This is a genomic window from Butyricicoccus faecihominis (assembly GCF_024462775.1).
In the GTDB taxonomy this organism is placed as follows: Bacteria; Bacillota; Clostridia; order Oscillospirales; family Butyricicoccaceae; genus Agathobaculum; species Agathobaculum faecihominis_A.
In genome coordinates this window covers 94,318-111,365 of the sequence record NZ_JANGCE010000005.1, presented here as the reverse complement: position 1 = coordinate 111,365, position 17,048 = coordinate 94,318, and the positions used below count along the sequence as shown (strand labels likewise).

Genomic DNA, 17,048 nt, shown 5'->3' with positions numbered 1-17,048 from the left:
ACGAAAGGACTGTTTTTTATGAAAGCTCCTGCCCATATCTCCCGAAAACGCCGCCGCACGGCGCCGCTTGTGCTATGCCTGCTGCTCCTTGCCGCGCTGGCCGGATTCCTCTGCGGGCGCACGCCGCGCTCGATCCTGCCGGGCGTTGTCAATACAGGCAACGAGACCGTGATCCAGCCGAAGGACGCTTGGCAGCTCACACTTGTAAACGCCAAAAACCCGATCGAGGGCAATCCCCAGATCGAGCTGACCGAGCTGCGTAACGGACAAGCCATCGACTCGCGCGTTTACCCCGCGCTGCAGCGTATGATGGACGACGCGCGCGCGGTGGGTCTGCGCCCGCTGATCTGCTCCTCCTACCGCACGAACGAAAAGCAGACCGAGCTGTTTCAAAACAAGGTGGCAAGCTACTTAAATCAAGGCTATTCCGTGGAGGAAGCCACGCGGCTGGCCGCCGGTTGGGTCGCCGCCCCCGGCACCAGCGAACACCAGCTCGGTCTTGCGGTCGACATCGTGGCCGAATCCTATCAGCTGCTCGACGAGCAGCAGGAGCAGACCGCCGAGCAGCAATGGCTGATCGAAAACTGCGCGGCCTACGGCTTTATCCTGCGCTATCCGACCGATAAAAGCGATGTGACCGGCGTCGGCTACGAGCCGTGGCACTACCGCTATGTCGGAGAGACCGCCGCGAACGAAATCATGTCGCAGGGGGTCTGTTTGGAGGAATACCTCGGCGCCACGGCCTGATCCGACCCATTTCTTGCTTTTTCTACCGATTTCCTATATAATAAGGCATTATAGTTTGACTTATGAATAGGAAGGGGAGAGCGCTATGTCGCCCAGCGCTATGGCCGCGCTGATTCCAGACAGTGCATTCGGATATTTTCTTGAAAACATTTCATCTTCCCTTTCCTGCGTCCTGTTGTTCGCCGGTATGCTGACGCTGAACGACGATTGGAAACCGGGCCGCAAAGGCATGTGGGGCCTGCTCGTCATTGCGATCCTGCTGCTGCAGCCGATCCTATATGTATCGCACTACATGGTTCTATTCAAGCTCCTATTCTGTATTTTCAGCATGCTCGGCATGGCCACCTGCTACCGCCGCCGCACACCCGCCTTCTGGTTTTCCGTTTGCGTCATGTGCACGGTGGCCTGTTTTTGCAGCACGCTGTCCGGCCTGCTCCTGCTCCTGTATCCGGACGAGTCCCGTCTGGTGTTTAAGCTGCCCCTAACCGTGCTCTCCTACCTGCTGGTGCGGCGTTTTTTCAAACCGCTCATGCTGCAGCTGAAGCAATCGGACAGCACGTATTGGGGGCATCTGTACGCCGTGCCGCTGAGCATGTTTGCGGCGCTGATGTTCGTCACGCTGGCGCTGAGCGATTATACCCACGGCGGCCGTCGCTTTCCTGTGTTTTTTTCGGTCTCGCTGCTGGCGTTCGCCTTCACGGTGTACAGCATACTGCATTATCTTTTCCGCTCGGTCTACCTGCGGCAGCAGCAAACGCACGATAACGACGTGCTGCGCACGCAGATGGCCGCGGTTGTGCGCCGGGCGGATGAAATTATTCGGCAGGACGAGGCCGAGCGCGTTTTCCGCCACGATCTGCGGCATCACGTCAATGCGCTTTCCACATGCATCGACGCGGGCGCGTACGAGGAAGCCCGCGCGCTGCTGCAGCGCACGCAGCAAACGTTAAACGGGTTGGAGCAAACCCGCCAAACCATCACCCGCTACACCGGCCGCCCGGTACTTGACGCGGTGCTCTCCTCCTACGGGGACGCGCTTGAACAGTGCGACGCCCGGTATCAGGTAGCATTGCGCCTGCCGGAAACGCTGGAACCCGACCTTGCCGAGCTTTCCACCGTGCTTTCCAACGCGCTGGAAAACGCGCTGCACGCTTGTCTGGCGCTGCCAAAGGGCCGCGAACGCGCGGTAAAGGTTCTGGGCGAAACGCATGGCGCGCAATTTTTGCTCACCGTATCCAACACCTGCCCCTTTGACACATTGCTCGACCCACTCACCTCCCTGCCCCGCGCCACACGCCCCGGGCACGGCTACGGCACCCGCAGCATCGCCATCTTCGCCGCCCGCTGGGGCGGCGTGCTCGACTATCAGGTGGCGGACGGCTGGTTCCATATGCATTTGCTGATATAAAAACGAGACCGAAAGCAGCGGTACCGCTGCTTTCGGTCTCGTTTTTATCGCTCACCCATGCGCTTCGACGAACCAGCGGTCCTGCTCCAAAAACAGAAAGCTTTGCGTTTGTCCGATGCGGACGGTATAGCGCGTGCCCGCGCCGCCGGCTTTGAGCGAAACAGCCGGGCGCACATCGAGCACGCGGTCGATCGGGAACCGGCGGCCGTCCTCCCACTTGACCACGCGCGGCGTGATGCGCCCGTCCCGGCTCCACGCGGCGAGCACATCCACATATACCTTGCGTACCACTTATGTCGCCTCCCTTCCGAAAAAGCCGACCGGATGAATGATATGATCCTTCTTCGCGTCGATCTGGGCGATATCGGGATCGGCCAGCACGCTCGCGCGCTGCACGCAGGCGTTGCCGAAGCGGCGGCGCAGCCAGTCGAGCGTTTGGTCGAGCGCTTCCAAGCGCTCGCGGCCCGCTTCGTCGCGGTACAGATCGAGCTGTACCGGCTGGTTCGCGGGCAAAAGCTGTATGACCCGCACGGTGAGCGAGCGAATGGGCCGCCGCCAATCCCAGCTTTCTCGAAACAGGCCGAGCGCGGCCGCCATCAGTTCCTCCGTGATATCGGTCGGCTGCGGCAGGCGGCACTGCCGTTCAAAGCTCCACAGCTCGCAGTCCCGAATGCCGATTGCCACGCCGCCCGCGCACAGGCCCTGCTCGCGCAGCCGCATGGCCACCGCTTCGATCAGGGTGAGCAGCAGGGCCTTGGCGTCCTCGTCACAGCGCAGATCGTGCGGGGCGGTGCAGCCGTTGCCGATCGATTTGACCGGCGGCACCGCTCCCGCCCGCGCCACCGGCGTCAGGTCTAGCCCGCAGGCAAAGCCCCACAAAACGTCGGCCATTTTGCCGAGCTTTGGGCGCAGCAGGCGCGGGTCGGCCTGCGCCAGCTCGCCGATGGTTTGGATGCTGTGATTTTTCAGCTTGCGCTTGGTCGCGGGGCCGATCCACAATAGATCGTCCACCGGCAGCGGCCATACCAGCTCCTTATAGTTCTGCCGGGAAAATACCGTGACCGCGTCCGGCTTTTTGTAATCGCTGCCCAGCTTGGCGAATATCTTGTTCCACGATACGCCGATGGATACGGTAAGCCCCAGCTCGCTCTTGACGCGGCCGCTGATCTCTTGCGCGATCTGTTCCCCGCTGCCCCGGACCGCGGCGCTGTCCGTCACGTCGAGCCAGCTTTCGTCGATGCCGAAGGGCTCGATCTGGTCGGTATAGTCCGCGTAGATGCGCTGGGCCAATTCGGAAAACCGCAGGTAGGAAGCAAAATCCGGCGGCAGCGTGATAAGCTCCGGGCATTTTTCGCGCGCCTGCCAAATGGCTTCGCCGGTTTTCACGCCCCGCGCGCGGGCTTCCGGCGTGCGCGTCAGGATGATGCCGTGGCGCAGCTCGATATTGCCCGCCACGGCGACCGGCTTGCCGCGCAGCTCCGGGTGGTGCAGGCATTCTACCGCCGCATAAAAATGGTTCAAGTCGGAATGCAGGATTACGCGCGCCATAAACGCCGCCTCTCTTTCCTTTGGTCTGTACAGCAATTATAGAACATTTGTTCGATTAATTCAAGCGGTTTTATTTGTAAAGTGATCGACCTTTTTTGTTTGGTGAACTTTCTGTGAACCCTGTTGACATTAACGCAAAACGGCGTATAATATGTTAGCATACTAACAGTAAGGAGGCTAACAATCGTGAAACAACGGATCGGCGCTGAGCTGGGCATGCTGAACAATCTGATCAAGCGCCAGATGGCGTGCATGATGGCCGGATCGGATATCGACTGCATCACCGGCATGCAATCGATGGTGCTGCACTATCTGATCCAGTCCGAGGGACAGGGCGACCGCTTCCAGAAGGATATCGAAACGCAATTTGCCATGCGCCGCTCGACAGCGACCGGCATTTTACAGCTCATGGAGCAGCATGGGCTGGTGCGGCGCGAGCAATCCGCGCACGACGCGCGCTTAAAACGTCTGGTTTTAACGGATAAGGCGCGGGCGCTGAATCAAGAGATCCATCAGGGCTTGGAAGCGACCGAGGCGCTCATGCAGCGCGGCGTGACACAGGAAGAGCTGGAAATTTGGTTTGCCGTATGTGAAAAAATACGGGTAAATCTGGAACAATACCAACGCGAGGCTTCGGAGGAGACAAAATATGATCAAACAACTGGCAAAATGCGTGCGCGAGTTCAAGAAGGACGCGCTGCTCACCCCGTTTTTCGTCATACTCGAGGTCGTGATGGAGGTGGTCATACCGACGGTGATGGCGCTCCTGATCGACCGCGGCATAGACGCGGGTAATTTAAATGAAATTTGGAAATACGGGCTGATCCTGATCGCGTGCGCCATGCTCGCGCTGGTGTTCGGCGCGCTCGCGGGCACCTATGCCGCGCGCGGCTCGGCCGGCTTTGCGCGCAACCTGCGGCACGATATGTATTACGCCGTGCAGGATTTTTCGTTTTCCAACATCGATCGTTTTTCGACCTCGTCGATCGTCACCCGATTGACGACCGACGTGACCAACGTGCAAAACTCCTTTCAGATGATCACGCGCATCGCGGTGCGCTGCCCGATCATGCTGATCTTTTCGCTGATCATGGCGTTTCGCATCAACAGCGAGGTCGCTTGGGTGTTCCTTGCCGTGCTGCCGATTCTGGCGATCGGTCTGGGCATTCTGATGAAGATCGTCAGCCCGGTGTTTACCCGCGTATTCCAGACCTACGACCGCATGAACACCGTGGTGCAGGAAAACCTAACCGGTATCCGCGTGGTCAAAAGCTACGTGCGCGAGGAGTATGAGACCGAAAAATTCAAAGGCGTATCCGGCCTTTTGTACCGCGAATTTTCCAAGGCGCAAAAGACCATGGCCTGCGCCATGCCGCTGATGCAGTTTTGCATGTACGCCTGCATCCTGCTGATCTCGTGGTTCGGCGCGCGCCTGATCGTCGGCGGCAGCATGACGACCGGCGAGCTGACCAGCCTGTTCTCCTACATCATGCAGATTTTGATGAGCCTGATGATGGTGGCGATGGTGTTCGTCATGATCACGATGAGCCGCGCTTCGGCAAAGCGAATCAGCGAGGTGCTTTCCGAAAAGTCCGACCTGCACGACCCGGAAAAGCCGGTGACCGAGGTAAAGACCGGCGACATCTCCTTCGAGCATGTCAGCTTCAGCTACAAGGGCGACCACAGCAAGTTCGCCCTGCGCGACGTGAGCCTTGATATCAAGGCCGGGCAGACCATCGGCATCCTTGGCGGCACGGGCGCCGCCAAATCGACGCTGGTGCAGCTCATCCCCCGTCTGTACGATGTGACCGAGGGCTCGGTCAAGGTCGGCGGCGTCGATGTGCGCGCGTATCATCTGGATACCCTGCGCAGCGAGGTCGCGATGGTGCTGCAAAAGAACGTGCTGTTTTCCGGCACGATCAAGGAAAACCTGCGCTGGGGCAATGAAAACGCCACGGACGAAGAGCTGCGGCGCGTGTGCCGGCTCGCGCAGGCCGACGATTTCATCTCCCAGATGCCGGACGGCTACGACACCCATATCGAGCAGGGCGGCTCCAACGTATCGGGCGGCCAGAAGCAGCGCCTTTGCATCGCCCGCGCGCTGCTGAAAAAACCCAAGATTCTCATTCTGGACGATTCGACCTCGGCGGTCGATACCAAGACCGACGCGCTGATCCGCCGCGCCTTTGCCGAGGAGATACCGGATACCACGAAGATCATCATCGCGCAGCGCGTTTCCTCGGTGCAGGACGCGGACCAGATCATAATTATGGATAACGGCCATATCGACGCGGTGGGCACGCACGACAGCCTGCTCGCATCCAACCAGATCTATCAGGAAGTATACCGCCAGCAGCAGAAGGGAGGCGAGGAATAATGCCGGGACCGATGATGGGAGGCGGCCGCCGCGGCCGCATGGGCGGCGGCAAAAAGGCCAAAAGCCCGAAAAAGACGCTTTCGCGTCTGCTCGCCTATATTAAAAGAGGTTACAGCGCAAAATTCTTCGTCGTTTTGATCTGCATCGTGCTGTCCGCGCTGGCAAACGTGGGCGGTTCCATGTTTCTGCGCGTGCTGATCGACGACTATATCACCCCGCTGCTCGCGCAGGCGAACCCGGTGTTTAGCGGGCTGCTCCGGGCGCTCGGCATGATGGCGGGCGTGTATCTCGTCGGCATTTTGTCAACCTTCCTTTACAACCGGCTGATGGTCTCGATCTCGCAGGGCGTTTTAAAGACCGTGCGCGACCAAATGTTTGCCCACATGCAATCGCTGCCCATCCGCTACTTTGATACCAACACCCACGGCGATGTGATGAGCCACTACACCAACGATACCGATACGCTGCAGCAGATGCTCTCGCAGTCGGTGCCGCAGATGTTCTCCTCGGCCATCACAATCATAGCCGTGCTCGCCGCCATGCTGATCACCAACGTGTGGCTGACGCTGTTCGTCATTCTCGGCGTGTTCGTCATGCTGCGCGTGACCGGCAAGATCGGCGGCAACTCCGCGAAGTTCTTCCTCGAGCAGCAGAAATCCCTCGGCAAGGTCAACGGCTATATCGAGGAAATGATCGGCGGGCAAAAGGTCGTCAAGGTATTTTGCCGCGAGGAAAAGTGCAAGGAGCAGTTTGACGAGATCAATGAAGAGCTGCGCCTAAACGCTACGAGCGCCAACACCTTCGCCAACATCCTGATGCCGATCATGATGAACATCGGCAACCTTTTGTACGTGCTGGTCGCGGTGGTCGGCGGCACGCTGGCGCTCACGGGCGTTGGCGGCGGCATCACGCTGGGCGTGATCGCCTCCTTCCTGCAACTGACCAAGACGTTCACCCAGCCGGTCAGCCAGATTTCGCAGCAGGTCAACTCCATCGTCATGGCGCTGGCGGGCGCGGAACGCATTTTCGATCTGATGGACGAGGAATCCGAGGTGGACGACGGCTACGTCACGCTGGTCAACGCCCGCATCAACGCGGACGGCAGCCTGTACGAAACGCCGGAAAAGACCAATGTTTGGGCTTGGAAGCACCCGCATGATGACGGCACGGTCACCTACGAGCGCGTGCAGGGCGACGTACGCTTTTTCGACGTGGATTTCGGCTATACCCCGGATAAGATCGTCTTGCACGATATTTCGCTGTTCGCCGAACCGGGCCAAAAGGTGGCCTTTGTCGGCGCGACCGGCGCGGGCAAAACCACGATTACCAACCTGATCAACCGCTTTTACGATTTGGCGGACGGTAAGATCCGGTACGACGGCATCAACATCAATAAGATCAAAAAGGCCGATCTGCGGCGCTCGCTCGGCATCGTTTTGCAGGATACCAACCTGTTCACCGGCACGATCCGCGACAACATCCGCTACGGCAACCTCGACGCCAACGATCAAGAGATCGAGGCGGCGGCCCAGCTTGCGGGCGCGGACGACTTTATCCGCCGCCTGCCCGAGGGGTACGATACCGAGATCGGCGGCGACGGCGGCAGCCTGTCGCAGGGCCAGCGCCAGCTGCTATCGATCGCCCGCGCGGCGGTGGCCGATCCCCCGGTCATGATTCTGGACGAAGCGACGAGCAGCATTGACACCCGCACCGAGTCCATCGTCCAGCGCGGCATGGACGGCCTGATGTATGGCCGCACGGTGTTTGTGATCGCGCATAGACTTAGTACCGTGCAGAACGCGGACGTCATTATGGTGCTGGAGCTTGGCCGCATCATCGAGCGCGGCAACCATGATCAACTGATCGCCGAGCACGGCAAGTACTACCAGCTGTACACCGGCGCGTTCGAGCTGGAATAACAAAACGCGGATTGACATTTTGCCGCGCTTCCGGTATAATCAGTAAAACAGGGAATGAAGTTCTCCCTTGTGGGTGACCACTAAACCGCTTAAAAAGCTGATGACTTCTGCAAGCGATTGCAGAGTTATCAGCTTTTTTGTTATGTTAAGGAGGCAAAGGAAGGATATGTTAACCAGTATTGCGCTGATTTTTCTGGTGGGGATGAGCCTTGGGTGGCTCTTCAGCAGGCTGCGGCTGCCCAGCCTGCTTGGCATGCTGATCACGGGCATTATACTCGGCCCCTATGTGCTGAACCTGCTGGACGGTTCTATTTTAGGCATTTCGGCCGATCTGCGGCAGGTGGCGCTGATCATCATTTTAACGCGGGCCGGGCTGTCGCTCGACCTGAACGATCTGAAAAAGGTGGGGCGGCCCGCCGTACTGATGTGTTTTGTCCCCGCCTGCTTTGAAATGGTGGGCATGGTGACGATCGCGCCCCGGCTGCTGGGCATTTCCGTATTGGACGCGGCCATTATGGGCGCGGTGGTTGCGGCGGTATCCCCCGCGGTGATCGTTCCTAAAATGCTGAAGCTGATGGAGGGCGGCTACGGTACCGGGCGCAGCATTCCGCAAATGATCCTTGCCGGGGCTTCGGTGGACGATGTGTTCGTCATCGTCATGTTCGCCGCCTTTACCGGGCTGGCGCAGGGCGGGACGATTTCGCCCGTCACCTTTGTGCAGATACCCATTTCAATCGTGACGGGCATCGTGGGCGGCCTTGCGCTTGGGCTGGCATTCGCGGCATTCTACCGGCGCGTCCATGTGCGGGATTCCACCAAGGTGGTGGTGCTGCTCAGCATTTCGTTTTTGCTGGTGGCGCTGGAAAACGCGCTGAAGGGTACGGTCCCCTTTTCCGGCCTGCTCGCGGTTATGAGCTGCGGCATCGCGGTGAACCGCCGCCGCCCCGAAGTCGCGGGGCGGCTCTCGGCCAAGTACTCCAAACTTTGGGTAGCCGCCGAGGTGCTTTTATTCGTGCTGGTCGGCGCCACAGTCGATATCCAGTACGCCGCCTCCGCCGGGCTGGCGGCGGTTCTTGTGATCTTCGGCGCGCTGGTGTTCCGCATGATCGGCGTTTTTGTATGCTTGCTGAAAACCCCGCTGTCCATGAAGGAACGCCTGTTCTGCATGATCGCCTACACGCCCAAGGCGACCGTGCAGGCGGCCATTGGCTCGCTTCCGCTGACGATGGGGCTTGCTTGCGGCCAGATCGTGCTGACGGTGGCCGTGCTCGCCATTTTGATCACCGCCCCGCTCGGCGCGTTTGGCGTGGATATGACCTACCGCCGGCTGCTGTCCGAGGAGGCTCGCTAACGCTCGCAATTTTATGCGCGGCGGTAGCCGCAAGGGACGTTGCGGCGCCCGCCGCAAGGGCAAGAGGGAGCGGACACCTTACGGTTTCCTCTCCCTCTCGACTTCCACTTTTTCCCTATTTTCTGGCTGGGGCGGCGCGCGCCGCCCCTTTGTACCTGTGTGACGTTTTGTGGCGCTGTACCGGGTGCCTAGGGATTCAGTGGACGGATTGCTCCGCTCGGCCGGACCGGCCTGTTATGCGCACCCACATATCCCGGCGCTCCGTTTGATTGGTGGTTCGCTTCGCTCACGATTTGATGCGCGGCGGTAGCCGCGAGCGGCGGCGTGAGTCACGCCGCCCTACGCCAGCCAAGCGTCCCCGCTTGTAGGGCGGAGTGACCTCACTCCGCCGTTATGCTGCTTTCCATTCTGCATTCCACCACGCTTTTGTTCGTATCCCTTTCCTTTGACGTATCCTATAAAACCGCACGAATACAAAAAGGGTGAGCCGGATCGGCCCACCCTCGTATATAATCGCGTATTAACGTAATTGCTTTTTCAGGCTGCTGCTCATTGCTAAACTTTCCCCAACAGTTAAAAAAACTTCACGCTCACAAAGCCCCATTTCACTGAGCAAACCTGAAAAGTGATCTAACGTGATCTTATCGTTTCCAACTTGGAAACTCTGAAAAATTCGTCCCATGAGAAGCGAGTCCGAGAACGACCAACGAGTTAATCCAATGTAACGCCGAAGTAATCAGCTAATCTGATCAACATTTCTAACGGCGGATCAACTAATTGTGTCTCATAAGAACCGATGGAGGAAGAGAGACACCAACAATTTTAGAAAGCTCTACTTGCGTAAGGCCTTTATCCTTCCGCAGTTCTTGTAATATCTCACCCAACATCTTTAGGTTACCTCATTTATTAGTCATATGGATTGCGATTATTCTAACAGCCCCTAATATATTTCTCCCTTAATGCACAAAAACCGATTGCGGCTCTTATTCTTAATATATGGTTAAATACTGCTTTTTCGTGGAGGTTTTACGTTAACATCGGGACTAATATCACCTTCAATTTTTCCGTGTTCTTCTTCAAACTTTGCAATATCCTCTCGTACAAGAACCAAAATGTGACTATTGATCGAGCGTCCCTCATATTCGGCAACATATGATATTTTGTTTAGCATTTCCTGTGGGAAACGAATCGCTACACTTTTAACGTTCATAAAGCACTCTCTTTTTAATTATATTGCATAACCATATTGTGAAACAGCTACTTTGCTTTTTTCGCGAGTCACCTTTCATCCCGCCGCAAATAAAATTATGCATCAGCGCAGTTACTTCTGGAGTGTGCCAAACAGCTGAAATACCTCGTTAAGAAAAGACTCTACTGCTGCAAATTGTGCCGGAGGCAAACGTTCCAGACGCTCCGCCAGATACTTGACATCGTTCTTACCTTGATCGCCAATTATAATCAAATCACTGGAAATAGACAGTTTCTCACATATTCGTCTTAGGGTAGAAACTGTAATACCTGCAACGCCACGTTCAATGTCTGAAACGTTTTTCGTGCCGAGCGAAACCAATTCTCCGAATTGTTCTTGTGTAAGTCCGGCACGTTCACGCGCTTTTCTAATTTCATTACCTATATGCCTATTAATCTCTTTTATATCGCGCATTTTTTCACCGCTCTCTAAAATATGACTTAGTTTAATTCCGTGTTGTTTGTTTATGTCATGGCAAGGAATAAATAAAACTGTTTGCACTGTGGGAATCTGCCAAAGCAAAAAGCGGTTTTAATTGTTTAACAAAGCCATGGATTTAAAAATATGATTGAGCAGATCGTTGACTATTGCAAAATCTTTTTGTGGTAAATGTTCAAATCTTTCAAGTAGATATGCAACGTTATTTTTGCTCCGATCTCCAAACAATAGAGTGTCACTGGAAATCGGTAATTGCTCGCAAAGGTGTTTAAGCGTCGACATGGTCATCCCGGTTACACCTCGCTCTATATCGGATATATTCTTAGTACCCAACGAAATCATTTCGCCTAATGCAGCCTGTGTCAAGCCACAGCGTTCTCTTGCTATGCGAATTTCATTTCCTATCTGGATATTAATTTCCTTCTTTACTCGCATATTATCACCACCTATTTGTAATTCCGTCTATGCTATTAGTTTAAGTAATAGTTATGTTGACATGAACCCAGCATTGCTATTATAATTTTAGGTAGCATAACCGGATATAAATCAGGAGGTGCACAAAGATGCATATAACCCCATATTGCTCCATCATAGGTGTGGAAAAAATCCCGGCAAAGAAGAATGCGTATGTAAAAGCAGCGCTGCATCAAGAAATTCAACAGGCGATCGAGGACGGATACACGTGGTTTTGCGCCGGCTTCAACGAGGGAGAAGCCGATTTGTTATTTGTACAGACCGTGTTGCAGCATAAAGTGAACCATCCTGACGAATTGATTCTTGACGCTCTGATTACGCCCAACGTTGATATGTCCAATATGAGCAACTCCGTGCAAGACCTGCTTTATCACTGTGACGCGATACGCTTTCTATATGAGGGCGAATGCACTGAAAGTGATTTACAGCAAAATTTTGAGCTTTTACGAGTTTCAGGACGTATCATAGCCGTTTGCGGAGATGAAAAAACAGCGCTGACGATGCGATATGCCCGCAGTCTGAATAAAGAAGTCCGGCCAATTAGAATACGGAATAAGCGAGTGTGACCTTATGAAACAGGATGACAATGAAATAATGGACGAAAGGCAATATATCCTTCGGGAAATTGCGAGAAACCAAAGAAGACAATTCTATCGAAAGGTACTGTTTACTGCTACTTTCGTTTTACTGATTTTTACGTGTGTCGCCATGCTGTCTGTATACTATTGGGGCATTACGTAGAAACGGCGGAGTGAGGTCACTCCGCCCTACAAGCGGGGGCCGCTCGGCTGGCGTAGGGCGGCGTGACTCACGCCGCCGCACGCGGCTACTGCCGCGCATTTCATTGTGAGCGCAGCGAACCACCGGCCAAACGGAGCGCCGGGATACGTGGGCGCGCACAACAGGCCGGTCCGGCCGAGCGAAGGCAGCTTTCCACTGAATCCCTAGGCACCCGGCACAGCGCCACAATACGTCATACAGAAACAAAGGGGCGGCACGCGCCGCCCCGGCCAGAAGACAGGGAAAGAGTGGAAGTCAAGAGGGCGAGGAAACCGCAAGGTGTCCGCTCCCTCTTGCCCTTGCGGCGGGCGCCACAGCGTCCCTCGCGGCTACCGCCGCGCATTTTATTGTGAGCAAAGCGAACCACCGATTTCGGCGTTTTGCAGTGCATCTTTCTTTTTGCAAGAGCGTGCTTGCAAAGCTGCATCATTCCTTGCAAGGTGGACAAGTGTTTTCGGTAAGAACACACAAAAGCGGTGCATTCTCTGAAATGATAATCAGCGGTTTCTATGAATTTACTCAAGAGAAGAAAAAAAAGATACAAAAACAAACAAAAGGTAGTATAATAAGAAAATAATCCGAGACCTCTTAGCGGTTGCATTTCATAGGGGGCGGGGAGATTATATCGTAAAGGAGAAGATTCACCATGAAGAAGACACTAAGCATGCTTTTGGCCGGCGCGATGCTGGCATCGGTGCTCAGCGGTTGCGGCGGCGATGCTGGCAAGCAGGGCGACGCCGACAAGACGCCGGACGCCGATAACGGCGGCGCGAGCACGTCCGCCGCGGCGTTTAAGATCGGCGGCACCGGCCCGTTAACCGGCGATAACGCCATTTACGGCAACGCTGCCAAGAACGGCGCGCAAATCGCGGTAGACGAGATCAACGCCGAGGGCGGCGCGATCCAGTTTGAACTGAAGTATGAGGACGACGAGTCCGACCCGGCAAAGGCTGAAAACGCATATAACGCCCTGAAGGACTGGGGCCTGCAGCTTTCTCTCGGCACGGTCACCTCGACGCCGGGCGCTGCCACCAACGTTCTGCACAACGAGGACCGCATCTTTGCGCTGACCCCGTCGGCTTCGTCTCCGGACGTGACCGCGGGTGTGGACAACGTGTACCAGATGTGCTTTGCCGACCCGAACCAAGGCACGGCTTCCGCGCAGTACATTGTGGATCAGAAGCTTGGCTCCAAGATCGGCGTCATTTATCAGAACGACAGCAACTATTCGCAGGGCGTGTATAACACCTTCAAGACCAAGGCGGACGAGCTCGGTCTGGAGATTGTTTCGGCCACGACCTTCACCAAGGACAGCTCGAACGACTTCTCCGTGCAGATCGGCGAAGCCAAGGCCGCGGGCGCGGATCTGTTGTTCCTGCCCATCTACTACCAGCCGGCTTCCCTGATCCTCAAGCAGGCGAACGACACGGGCTTCGCACCCAAGGTATTCGGCATTGACGGCATGGACGGCATTCTGACGCTTGAAGGCTTCGACACCTCGCTTGCCGAAGGCGTTATGCTGCTGACCCCGTTCAACGCGGACGCGGAGGACGAGCGCACCAAGAAGTTCGTTGAAACCTACAAGACCCAGTTCGGCGACGTGCCGAACCAGTTCGCAGCGGATGCGTACGACTGCATTTACGCCTACAAGGCGGCCCTTGAAGCGGCCGGCTGCACGGCGGACATGAGCGCGCAGGATCTCTGCGAGAAGATGGTTGCGACCTTCCCGACGATCACGTTCGACGGCCTGACCGGCGAAGGCGTGACTTGGGATGAGACCGGCGCTGTATCCAAGAGCCCGAAGGGCATGGTCATCCAGAACGGCGCTTACGTCGGCATGTAATTTAAAGCAAGTCTCAATGAAGAGCAAGGGAGGGCGCCGTTATATCGTGACGACGGTCCCTCCTTTGCCCTTTTTTGCATTCCGCCCCGTTTATGGGGTGGGGCGGCGGCTTGGCGCGTGCGGCGAACCGTCGCCCCGCTCCACAAGAAATGAGAAATAAAAGATGTGAGGTGTTCCTACCCATGACCTTCCTGTCCTATTTGATCAGCGGGATCAGTCTCGGCAGCGTGTATGCGATCATCGCGCTTGGCTACACCATGGTATACGGCATTGCCAAAATGCTGAACTTCGCCCACGGCGACGTTATCATGATCGGCGCGTACATGTCGTTCTGCGCCACGGCGTACTGGGGCCTGACCCCGCTGGTATCCGTGCTGCTTGCCATCGTGGTGTGCACGGTGCTCGGCGTGGTAATCGAGGGGTTGGCGTATAAGCCTTTGCGGCAGGCTTCGTCCCTCGCCGTGCTGATCACCGCCATCGGCGTATCCTATTTTCTGCAAAACGCGGCCCTCAAGATCTGGGGCGCGAATCCCAAAACCTTTACCTCGGTCGTCGGCAGCCACACGTTCAAGCTGTTTGGCGGCGAGCTGTCCATCACAATGACGACGGTGGTCACCGTCGCGGCGTGCATCATCATCATGGTCGGCCTGACCCTTTTTACGACCAAGACCAAGATCGGCACCGCCATGCGCGCGGTGTCCGAGGACAAGGGCGCGGCCCAGCTGATGGGCATTAACGTCAACACGACGATCTCGATCACCTTCGCCATCGGCTCGGGCCTTGCGGCGGTCGCGGGCGTGTTGCTCTGCTCGGCCTACCCCACCCTGATGCCGACCACCGGCGCGATGCCCGGTATCAAAGCGTTCACGGCGGCGGTATTCGGCGGCATCGGCTCGATCCCGGGCGCGATGCTCGGCGGCGTCCTGCTCGGCTTGATCGAAATCTTCTCCAAGGCGTACATATCCACGCAGCTGTCTGACGCGATCGTATTCGCGGTGCTGATCATCGTGCTGATCATCAAGCCGGACGGCCTGCTTGGCAAGCGCCGCAGTGAAAAAGTGTAAGGGGGCGCGAAGATGAAACTGAAAAGTTTGAAACGGTCGACGCGCACCGGCCTTTTGTGCTACGGCACTGTGCTCGCGGCCTTTATCGTCATTCAGATCATGCTGTCGGCGGGCAGCATCTCCAGCTCGCTCAAGGGTCAGCTCGTGCCGATCTGCGCCTATGTCGCCATGGCGGTCTCGCTCAATCTGACGGTCGGCGTGCTGGGCGAATTATCGCTCGGCCACGCGGGCTTCATGTCGGTCGGCGCGTTTTCGGGCGCGGTCGTCGCGGCCAGTCTTGCGGAGGCGATTCCGTTCGCGCCCGTGCGGCTCGCGATCGCCATGGTGTGCGGCGGCCTGTTCGCCGCGGTCGCGGGCGTGATCGTCGGCGTGCCGGTGCTGCGCCTTAAGGGCGACTATCTCGCCATCGTCACGCTGGCGTTCGGCGAAATCATCAAAAACATGGTCAACGTCCTGTACATCGGCATAGACGGGGGCGGCCTGCATTTCAGCCTGCTTGAGCAGCGCTTCACGCTTGCCGAGGGCGGCAAGATGATCGTCAACGGACCGATGGGCCTGAGCGGCAACCAGAAGCTTTCCTCGTTTATTTCGGGCATCGTGCTCGTGCTGATCACGCTGTTCGTCGTTTTGAACCTGATCCATTCGCGCGCGGGACGCGCGATCATGGCCGTGCGCGACAACCGCATCGCCGCCGAATCGGTGGGCGTATCCGCCACGCGCTACAAGCTGCTCGCCTTTGTCATATCGGCGGCGCTGGCCGGTATGGCGGGCGTGCTGTTCGCCATGAACTACACCAAGGTATCGGCGACGCAATTCGATTTTAACGCGTCCATTCTGATTCTGGTGTTCGTCGTACTCGGCGGACTGGGCAACATCTGGGGCTCGATCATCGCGGCGGCGCTCTTGACCGTACTGCCCGAGGTGCTGCGCGCGGTGAACGATTGGCGCATGCTGATCTACGCGATCCTGCTGATCGCGATGATGCTGTTCAACAATTCGGGCTTCAAGCGCCGCCTTGCGGAAAAGCGCGGGCTGAAGCAGATGGAAAAGATCGAAAAAGCCGGTATGGCCGGAAAGGGGGGCGCGTGATATGCCGATGCTGGAAGTGACCGAACTTGGTATTTCGTTCGGCGGCCTGCGCGCCGTGGATGAGCTTTCCATGTCGATCGAAAAAGGCGGCCTTGTCGGCCTGATCGGCCCGAACGGCGCGGGTAAAACGACCGTGTTCAACATGCTGACCGGCGTGTACCGCCCGACCGACGGCGGTATCCGGCTGGACGGGAAAAACCTGATCGGCAAGAAACCGCACGAGATTTGTAAAATGGGCGTGGCGCGCACGTTCCAAAATATCCGCCTGTTTCAGGAGCTGACCGTTTTGGACAACGTCAAGGTCGGCCTGCACAACCAAATGACCTATACGCTCGGCGAAAGTGTGTTCCACCTCGGCTCCTACCGCAAAAAGGAGCGCGCGATGGACCTGCGCGCGCTTGAAATCCTCAGCGTGTTCGATCTGGACGGCATGGCCGATTTTAAGGCGGCCAACCTGCCCTACGGCAAACAGCGCAAGCTGGAGATCGCCCGCGCGCTCGCGACCGAGCCCAAGCTGCTGCTGCTCGACGAGCCGGCCGCCGGTATGAACCCGAACGAGACCGCGGAGCTGATGGACACCATCCGTCTGGTGCGCGATAAGTTCGATGTGACCATTCTGCTGATCGAGCACGATATGAAGCTGGTTTCCGGCATCTGCGAATACATTTACGTTTTGAACTTCGGCCGCGAGCTCGCGCAGGGCGCGCCCGCCGAGGTACTGCGCGATCCCGAGGTCGTCACGGCCTATCTGGGCGAATAAG

The 17,048-nt window shown here is 57.0% G+C and carries 18 protein-coding genes and 1 riboswitch; of the genes, 12 read left to right on the top strand and 6 right to left on the bottom strand.

The window, feature by feature from the left end; translation table 11 throughout:
• The first annotated feature begins 18 nt into the window (after positions 1–18).
• Both NE562_RS04870 and NE562_RS04865 read left to right on the top strand, forming a co-directional pair.
• On the top strand, positions 19–747 hold the full coding sequence (locus tag NE562_RS04870) for a M15 family metallopeptidase (protein ID WP_280961272.1): 729 nt from the start codon (positions 19–21) through the stop codon (positions 745–747).
• Positions 748–832: 85 nt separating this feature from the next.
• Complete coding sequence (locus tag NE562_RS04865; protein ID WP_280961271.1) at positions 833–2,155, top strand: sensor histidine kinase; 1,323 nt, start codon at positions 833–835, stop codon at positions 2,153–2,155.
• Positions 2,156–2,206: 51 nt separating this feature from the next.
• Here NE562_RS04865 and NE562_RS04860 read toward each other — a convergent pair whose 3' ends face one another.
• A complete protein-coding gene (locus NE562_RS04860; RefSeq protein ID WP_280961270.1) occupies positions 2,207–2,446 on the bottom strand; it encodes a hypothetical protein in 240 nt (79 codons plus the stop codon).
• The gene (locus NE562_RS04855; RefSeq protein WP_280961269.1) at positions 2,447–3,703 is read right to left on the bottom strand and encodes a DNA polymerase Y family protein; all 1,257 of its coding nucleotides are present in this window, start codon (positions 3,701–3,703) and stop codon (positions 2,447–2,449) included. It abuts the gene before it with no gap.
• Positions 3,704–3,889: 186 nt separating this feature from the next.
• Here NE562_RS04855 and NE562_RS04850 point away from each other — a divergent pair, with 186 nt between their 5' ends.
• From NE562_RS04850 to NE562_RS04835, 4 genes are all read left to right on the top strand, one after another.
• Positions 3,890–4,498 carry a MarR family winged helix-turn-helix transcriptional regulator gene (locus NE562_RS04850; RefSeq protein WP_280961268.1) on the top strand — a complete coding sequence of 203 codons (609 nt, stop codon included), beginning with the start codon at positions 3,890–3,892 and terminating at the stop codon, positions 4,496–4,498.
• Positions 4,401–6,080 carry an ABC transporter ATP-binding protein gene (locus tag NE562_RS04845; protein WP_280961296.1) on the top strand — a complete coding sequence of 560 codons (1,680 nt, stop codon included), beginning with the start codon at positions 4,401–4,403 and terminating at the stop codon, positions 6,078–6,080. The genes NE562_RS04850 and NE562_RS04845 overlap by 98 nt, the downstream gene beginning before the upstream one ends.
• Positions 6,080–7,999 (top strand): ABC transporter ATP-binding protein, encoded by a 1,920-nt coding sequence (locus tag NE562_RS04840; RefSeq protein ID WP_419195986.1) that lies wholly within the window; start codon positions 6,080–6,082, stop codon positions 7,997–7,999. Before NE562_RS04845 ends, NE562_RS04840 begins: the two co-directional genes overlap by 1 nt.
• 41 nt (positions 8,000–8,040) lie before the next feature.
• Positions 8,041–8,116, top strand: a riboswitch (Fluoride riboswitch).
• Between the two features lie 49 nt (positions 8,117–8,165).
• Complete coding sequence (locus NE562_RS04835; RefSeq protein WP_280961267.1) at positions 8,166–9,350, top strand: cation:proton antiporter; 1,185 nt, start codon at positions 8,166–8,168, stop codon at positions 9,348–9,350.
• 773 nt (positions 9,351–10,123) lie between these two features.
• Here NE562_RS04835 and NE562_RS17865 read toward each other — a convergent pair.
• The 4 genes from NE562_RS17865 to NE562_RS04820 all read right to left on the bottom strand — a co-directional run bounded on the left by NE562_RS17865 (position 10,124) and on the right by NE562_RS04820 (position 11,472).
• A complete protein-coding gene (locus NE562_RS17865) occupies positions 10,124–10,237 on the bottom strand; it encodes a winged helix-turn-helix transcriptional regulator (RefSeq protein ID WP_419195985.1) in 114 nt (37 codons plus the stop codon).
• Positions 10,238–10,350: 113 nt separating this feature from the next.
• Positions 10,351–10,560: an Arc family DNA-binding protein gene (locus NE562_RS04830; RefSeq protein WP_280961266.1), complete on the bottom strand. Its 210-nt coding sequence runs from the start codon at positions 10,558–10,560 to the stop codon at positions 10,351–10,353.
• Between the two features lie 111 nt (positions 10,561–10,671).
• The gene (locus tag NE562_RS04825) at positions 10,672–11,100 is read right to left on the bottom strand and encodes a helix-turn-helix domain-containing protein (RefSeq protein ID WP_280961265.1); all 429 of its coding nucleotides are present in this window, start codon (positions 11,098–11,100) and stop codon (positions 10,672–10,674) included.
• A 30-nt stretch (positions 11,101–11,130) separates the two neighbouring features.
• Positions 11,131–11,472: a helix-turn-helix domain-containing protein gene (locus tag NE562_RS04820; RefSeq protein ID WP_280961264.1), complete on the bottom strand. Its 342-nt coding sequence runs from the start codon at positions 11,470–11,472 to the stop codon at positions 11,131–11,133.
• Positions 11,473–11,600: 128 nt separating this feature from the next.
• Here NE562_RS04820 and NE562_RS04815 point away from each other — a divergent pair, with 128 nt between their 5' ends.
• The 6 genes from NE562_RS04815 to NE562_RS04790 all read left to right on the top strand — a co-directional run bounded on the left by NE562_RS04815 (position 11,601) and on the right by NE562_RS04790 (position 17,047).
• A complete protein-coding gene (locus NE562_RS04815; RefSeq protein WP_280961263.1) occupies positions 11,601–12,077 on the top strand; it encodes a hypothetical protein in 477 nt (158 codons plus the stop codon).
• Between the two features lie 623 nt (positions 12,078–12,700).
• Entirely contained in the window at positions 12,701–12,868 is a 168-nt protein-coding gene (locus tag NE562_RS04810) for a hypothetical protein (protein ID WP_280961262.1), read from the top strand.
• Between the two features lie 69 nt (positions 12,869–12,937).
• Positions 12,938–14,134: an ABC transporter substrate-binding protein gene (locus tag NE562_RS04805; RefSeq protein WP_280961261.1), complete on the top strand. Its 1,197-nt coding sequence runs from the start codon at positions 12,938–12,940 to the stop codon at positions 14,132–14,134.
• 182 nt (positions 14,135–14,316) lie between these two features.
• Positions 14,317–15,198, top strand: a complete 882-nt coding sequence (locus NE562_RS04800; protein ID WP_280961294.1) for a branched-chain amino acid ABC transporter permease — start codon at positions 14,317–14,319, stop codon at positions 15,196–15,198.
• Between the two features lie 12 nt (positions 15,199–15,210).
• Positions 15,211–16,287 (top strand): branched-chain amino acid ABC transporter permease, encoded by a 1,077-nt coding sequence (locus NE562_RS04795; protein WP_280961260.1) that lies wholly within the window; start codon positions 15,211–15,213, stop codon positions 16,285–16,287.
• A gap of 1 nt (position 16,288) precedes the next feature.
• Positions 16,289–17,047 (top strand): ABC transporter ATP-binding protein, encoded by a 759-nt coding sequence (locus NE562_RS04790; RefSeq protein ID WP_280961259.1) that lies wholly within the window; start codon positions 16,289–16,291, stop codon positions 17,045–17,047.
• Position 17,048 lies beyond the last annotated feature (1 nt).

Bases quoted from the DNA above. Each gene is read 5' to 3' on its own strand.
- NE562_RS04870 (WP_280961272.1), top strand. From the start codon at position 19: ATGAAAGCTCCTGCCCATATCTCCCGAAAACGCCGCCGCACGGCGCCG.
- NE562_RS04865 (WP_280961271.1), top strand. From the start codon at position 833: ATGTCGCCCAGCGCTATGGCCGCGCTGATTCCAGACAGTGCATTCGGA.
- NE562_RS04855 (WP_280961269.1), bottom strand. From the start codon at position 3,703: ATGGCGCGCGTAATCCTGCATTCCGACTTGAACCATTTTTATGCGGCG.
- NE562_RS04840 (WP_419195986.1), top strand. From the start codon at position 6,080: ATGCCGGGACCGATGATGGGAGGCGGCCGCCGCGGCCGCATGGGCGGC.
- NE562_RS04835 (WP_280961267.1), top strand. From the start codon at position 8,166: ATGTTAACCAGTATTGCGCTGATTTTTCTGGTGGGGATGAGCCTTGGG.
- NE562_RS17865 (WP_419195985.1), bottom strand. From the start codon at position 10,237: ATGTTGGGTGAGATATTACAAGAACTGCGGAAGGATAAAGGCCTTACG.
- NE562_RS04830 (WP_280961266.1), bottom strand. From the start codon at position 10,560: ATGAACGTTAAAAGTGTAGCGATTCGTTTCCCACAGGAAATGCTAAAC.
- NE562_RS04820 (WP_280961264.1), bottom strand. From the start codon at position 11,472: ATGCGAGTAAAGAAGGAAATTAATATCCAGATAGGAAATGAAATTCGC.
- NE562_RS04815 (WP_280961263.1), top strand. From the start codon at position 11,601: ATGCATATAACCCCATATTGCTCCATCATAGGTGTGGAAAAAATCCCG.
- NE562_RS04805 (WP_280961261.1), top strand. From the start codon at position 12,938: ATGAAGAAGACACTAAGCATGCTTTTGGCCGGCGCGATGCTGGCATCG.
- NE562_RS04800 (WP_280961294.1), top strand. From the start codon at position 14,317: ATGACCTTCCTGTCCTATTTGATCAGCGGGATCAGTCTCGGCAGCGTG.
- NE562_RS04795 (WP_280961260.1), top strand. From the start codon at position 15,211: ATGAAACTGAAAAGTTTGAAACGGTCGACGCGCACCGGCCTTTTGTGC.
- NE562_RS04790 (WP_280961259.1), top strand. From the start codon at position 16,289: ATGCCGATGCTGGAAGTGACCGAACTTGGTATTTCGTTCGGCGGCCTG.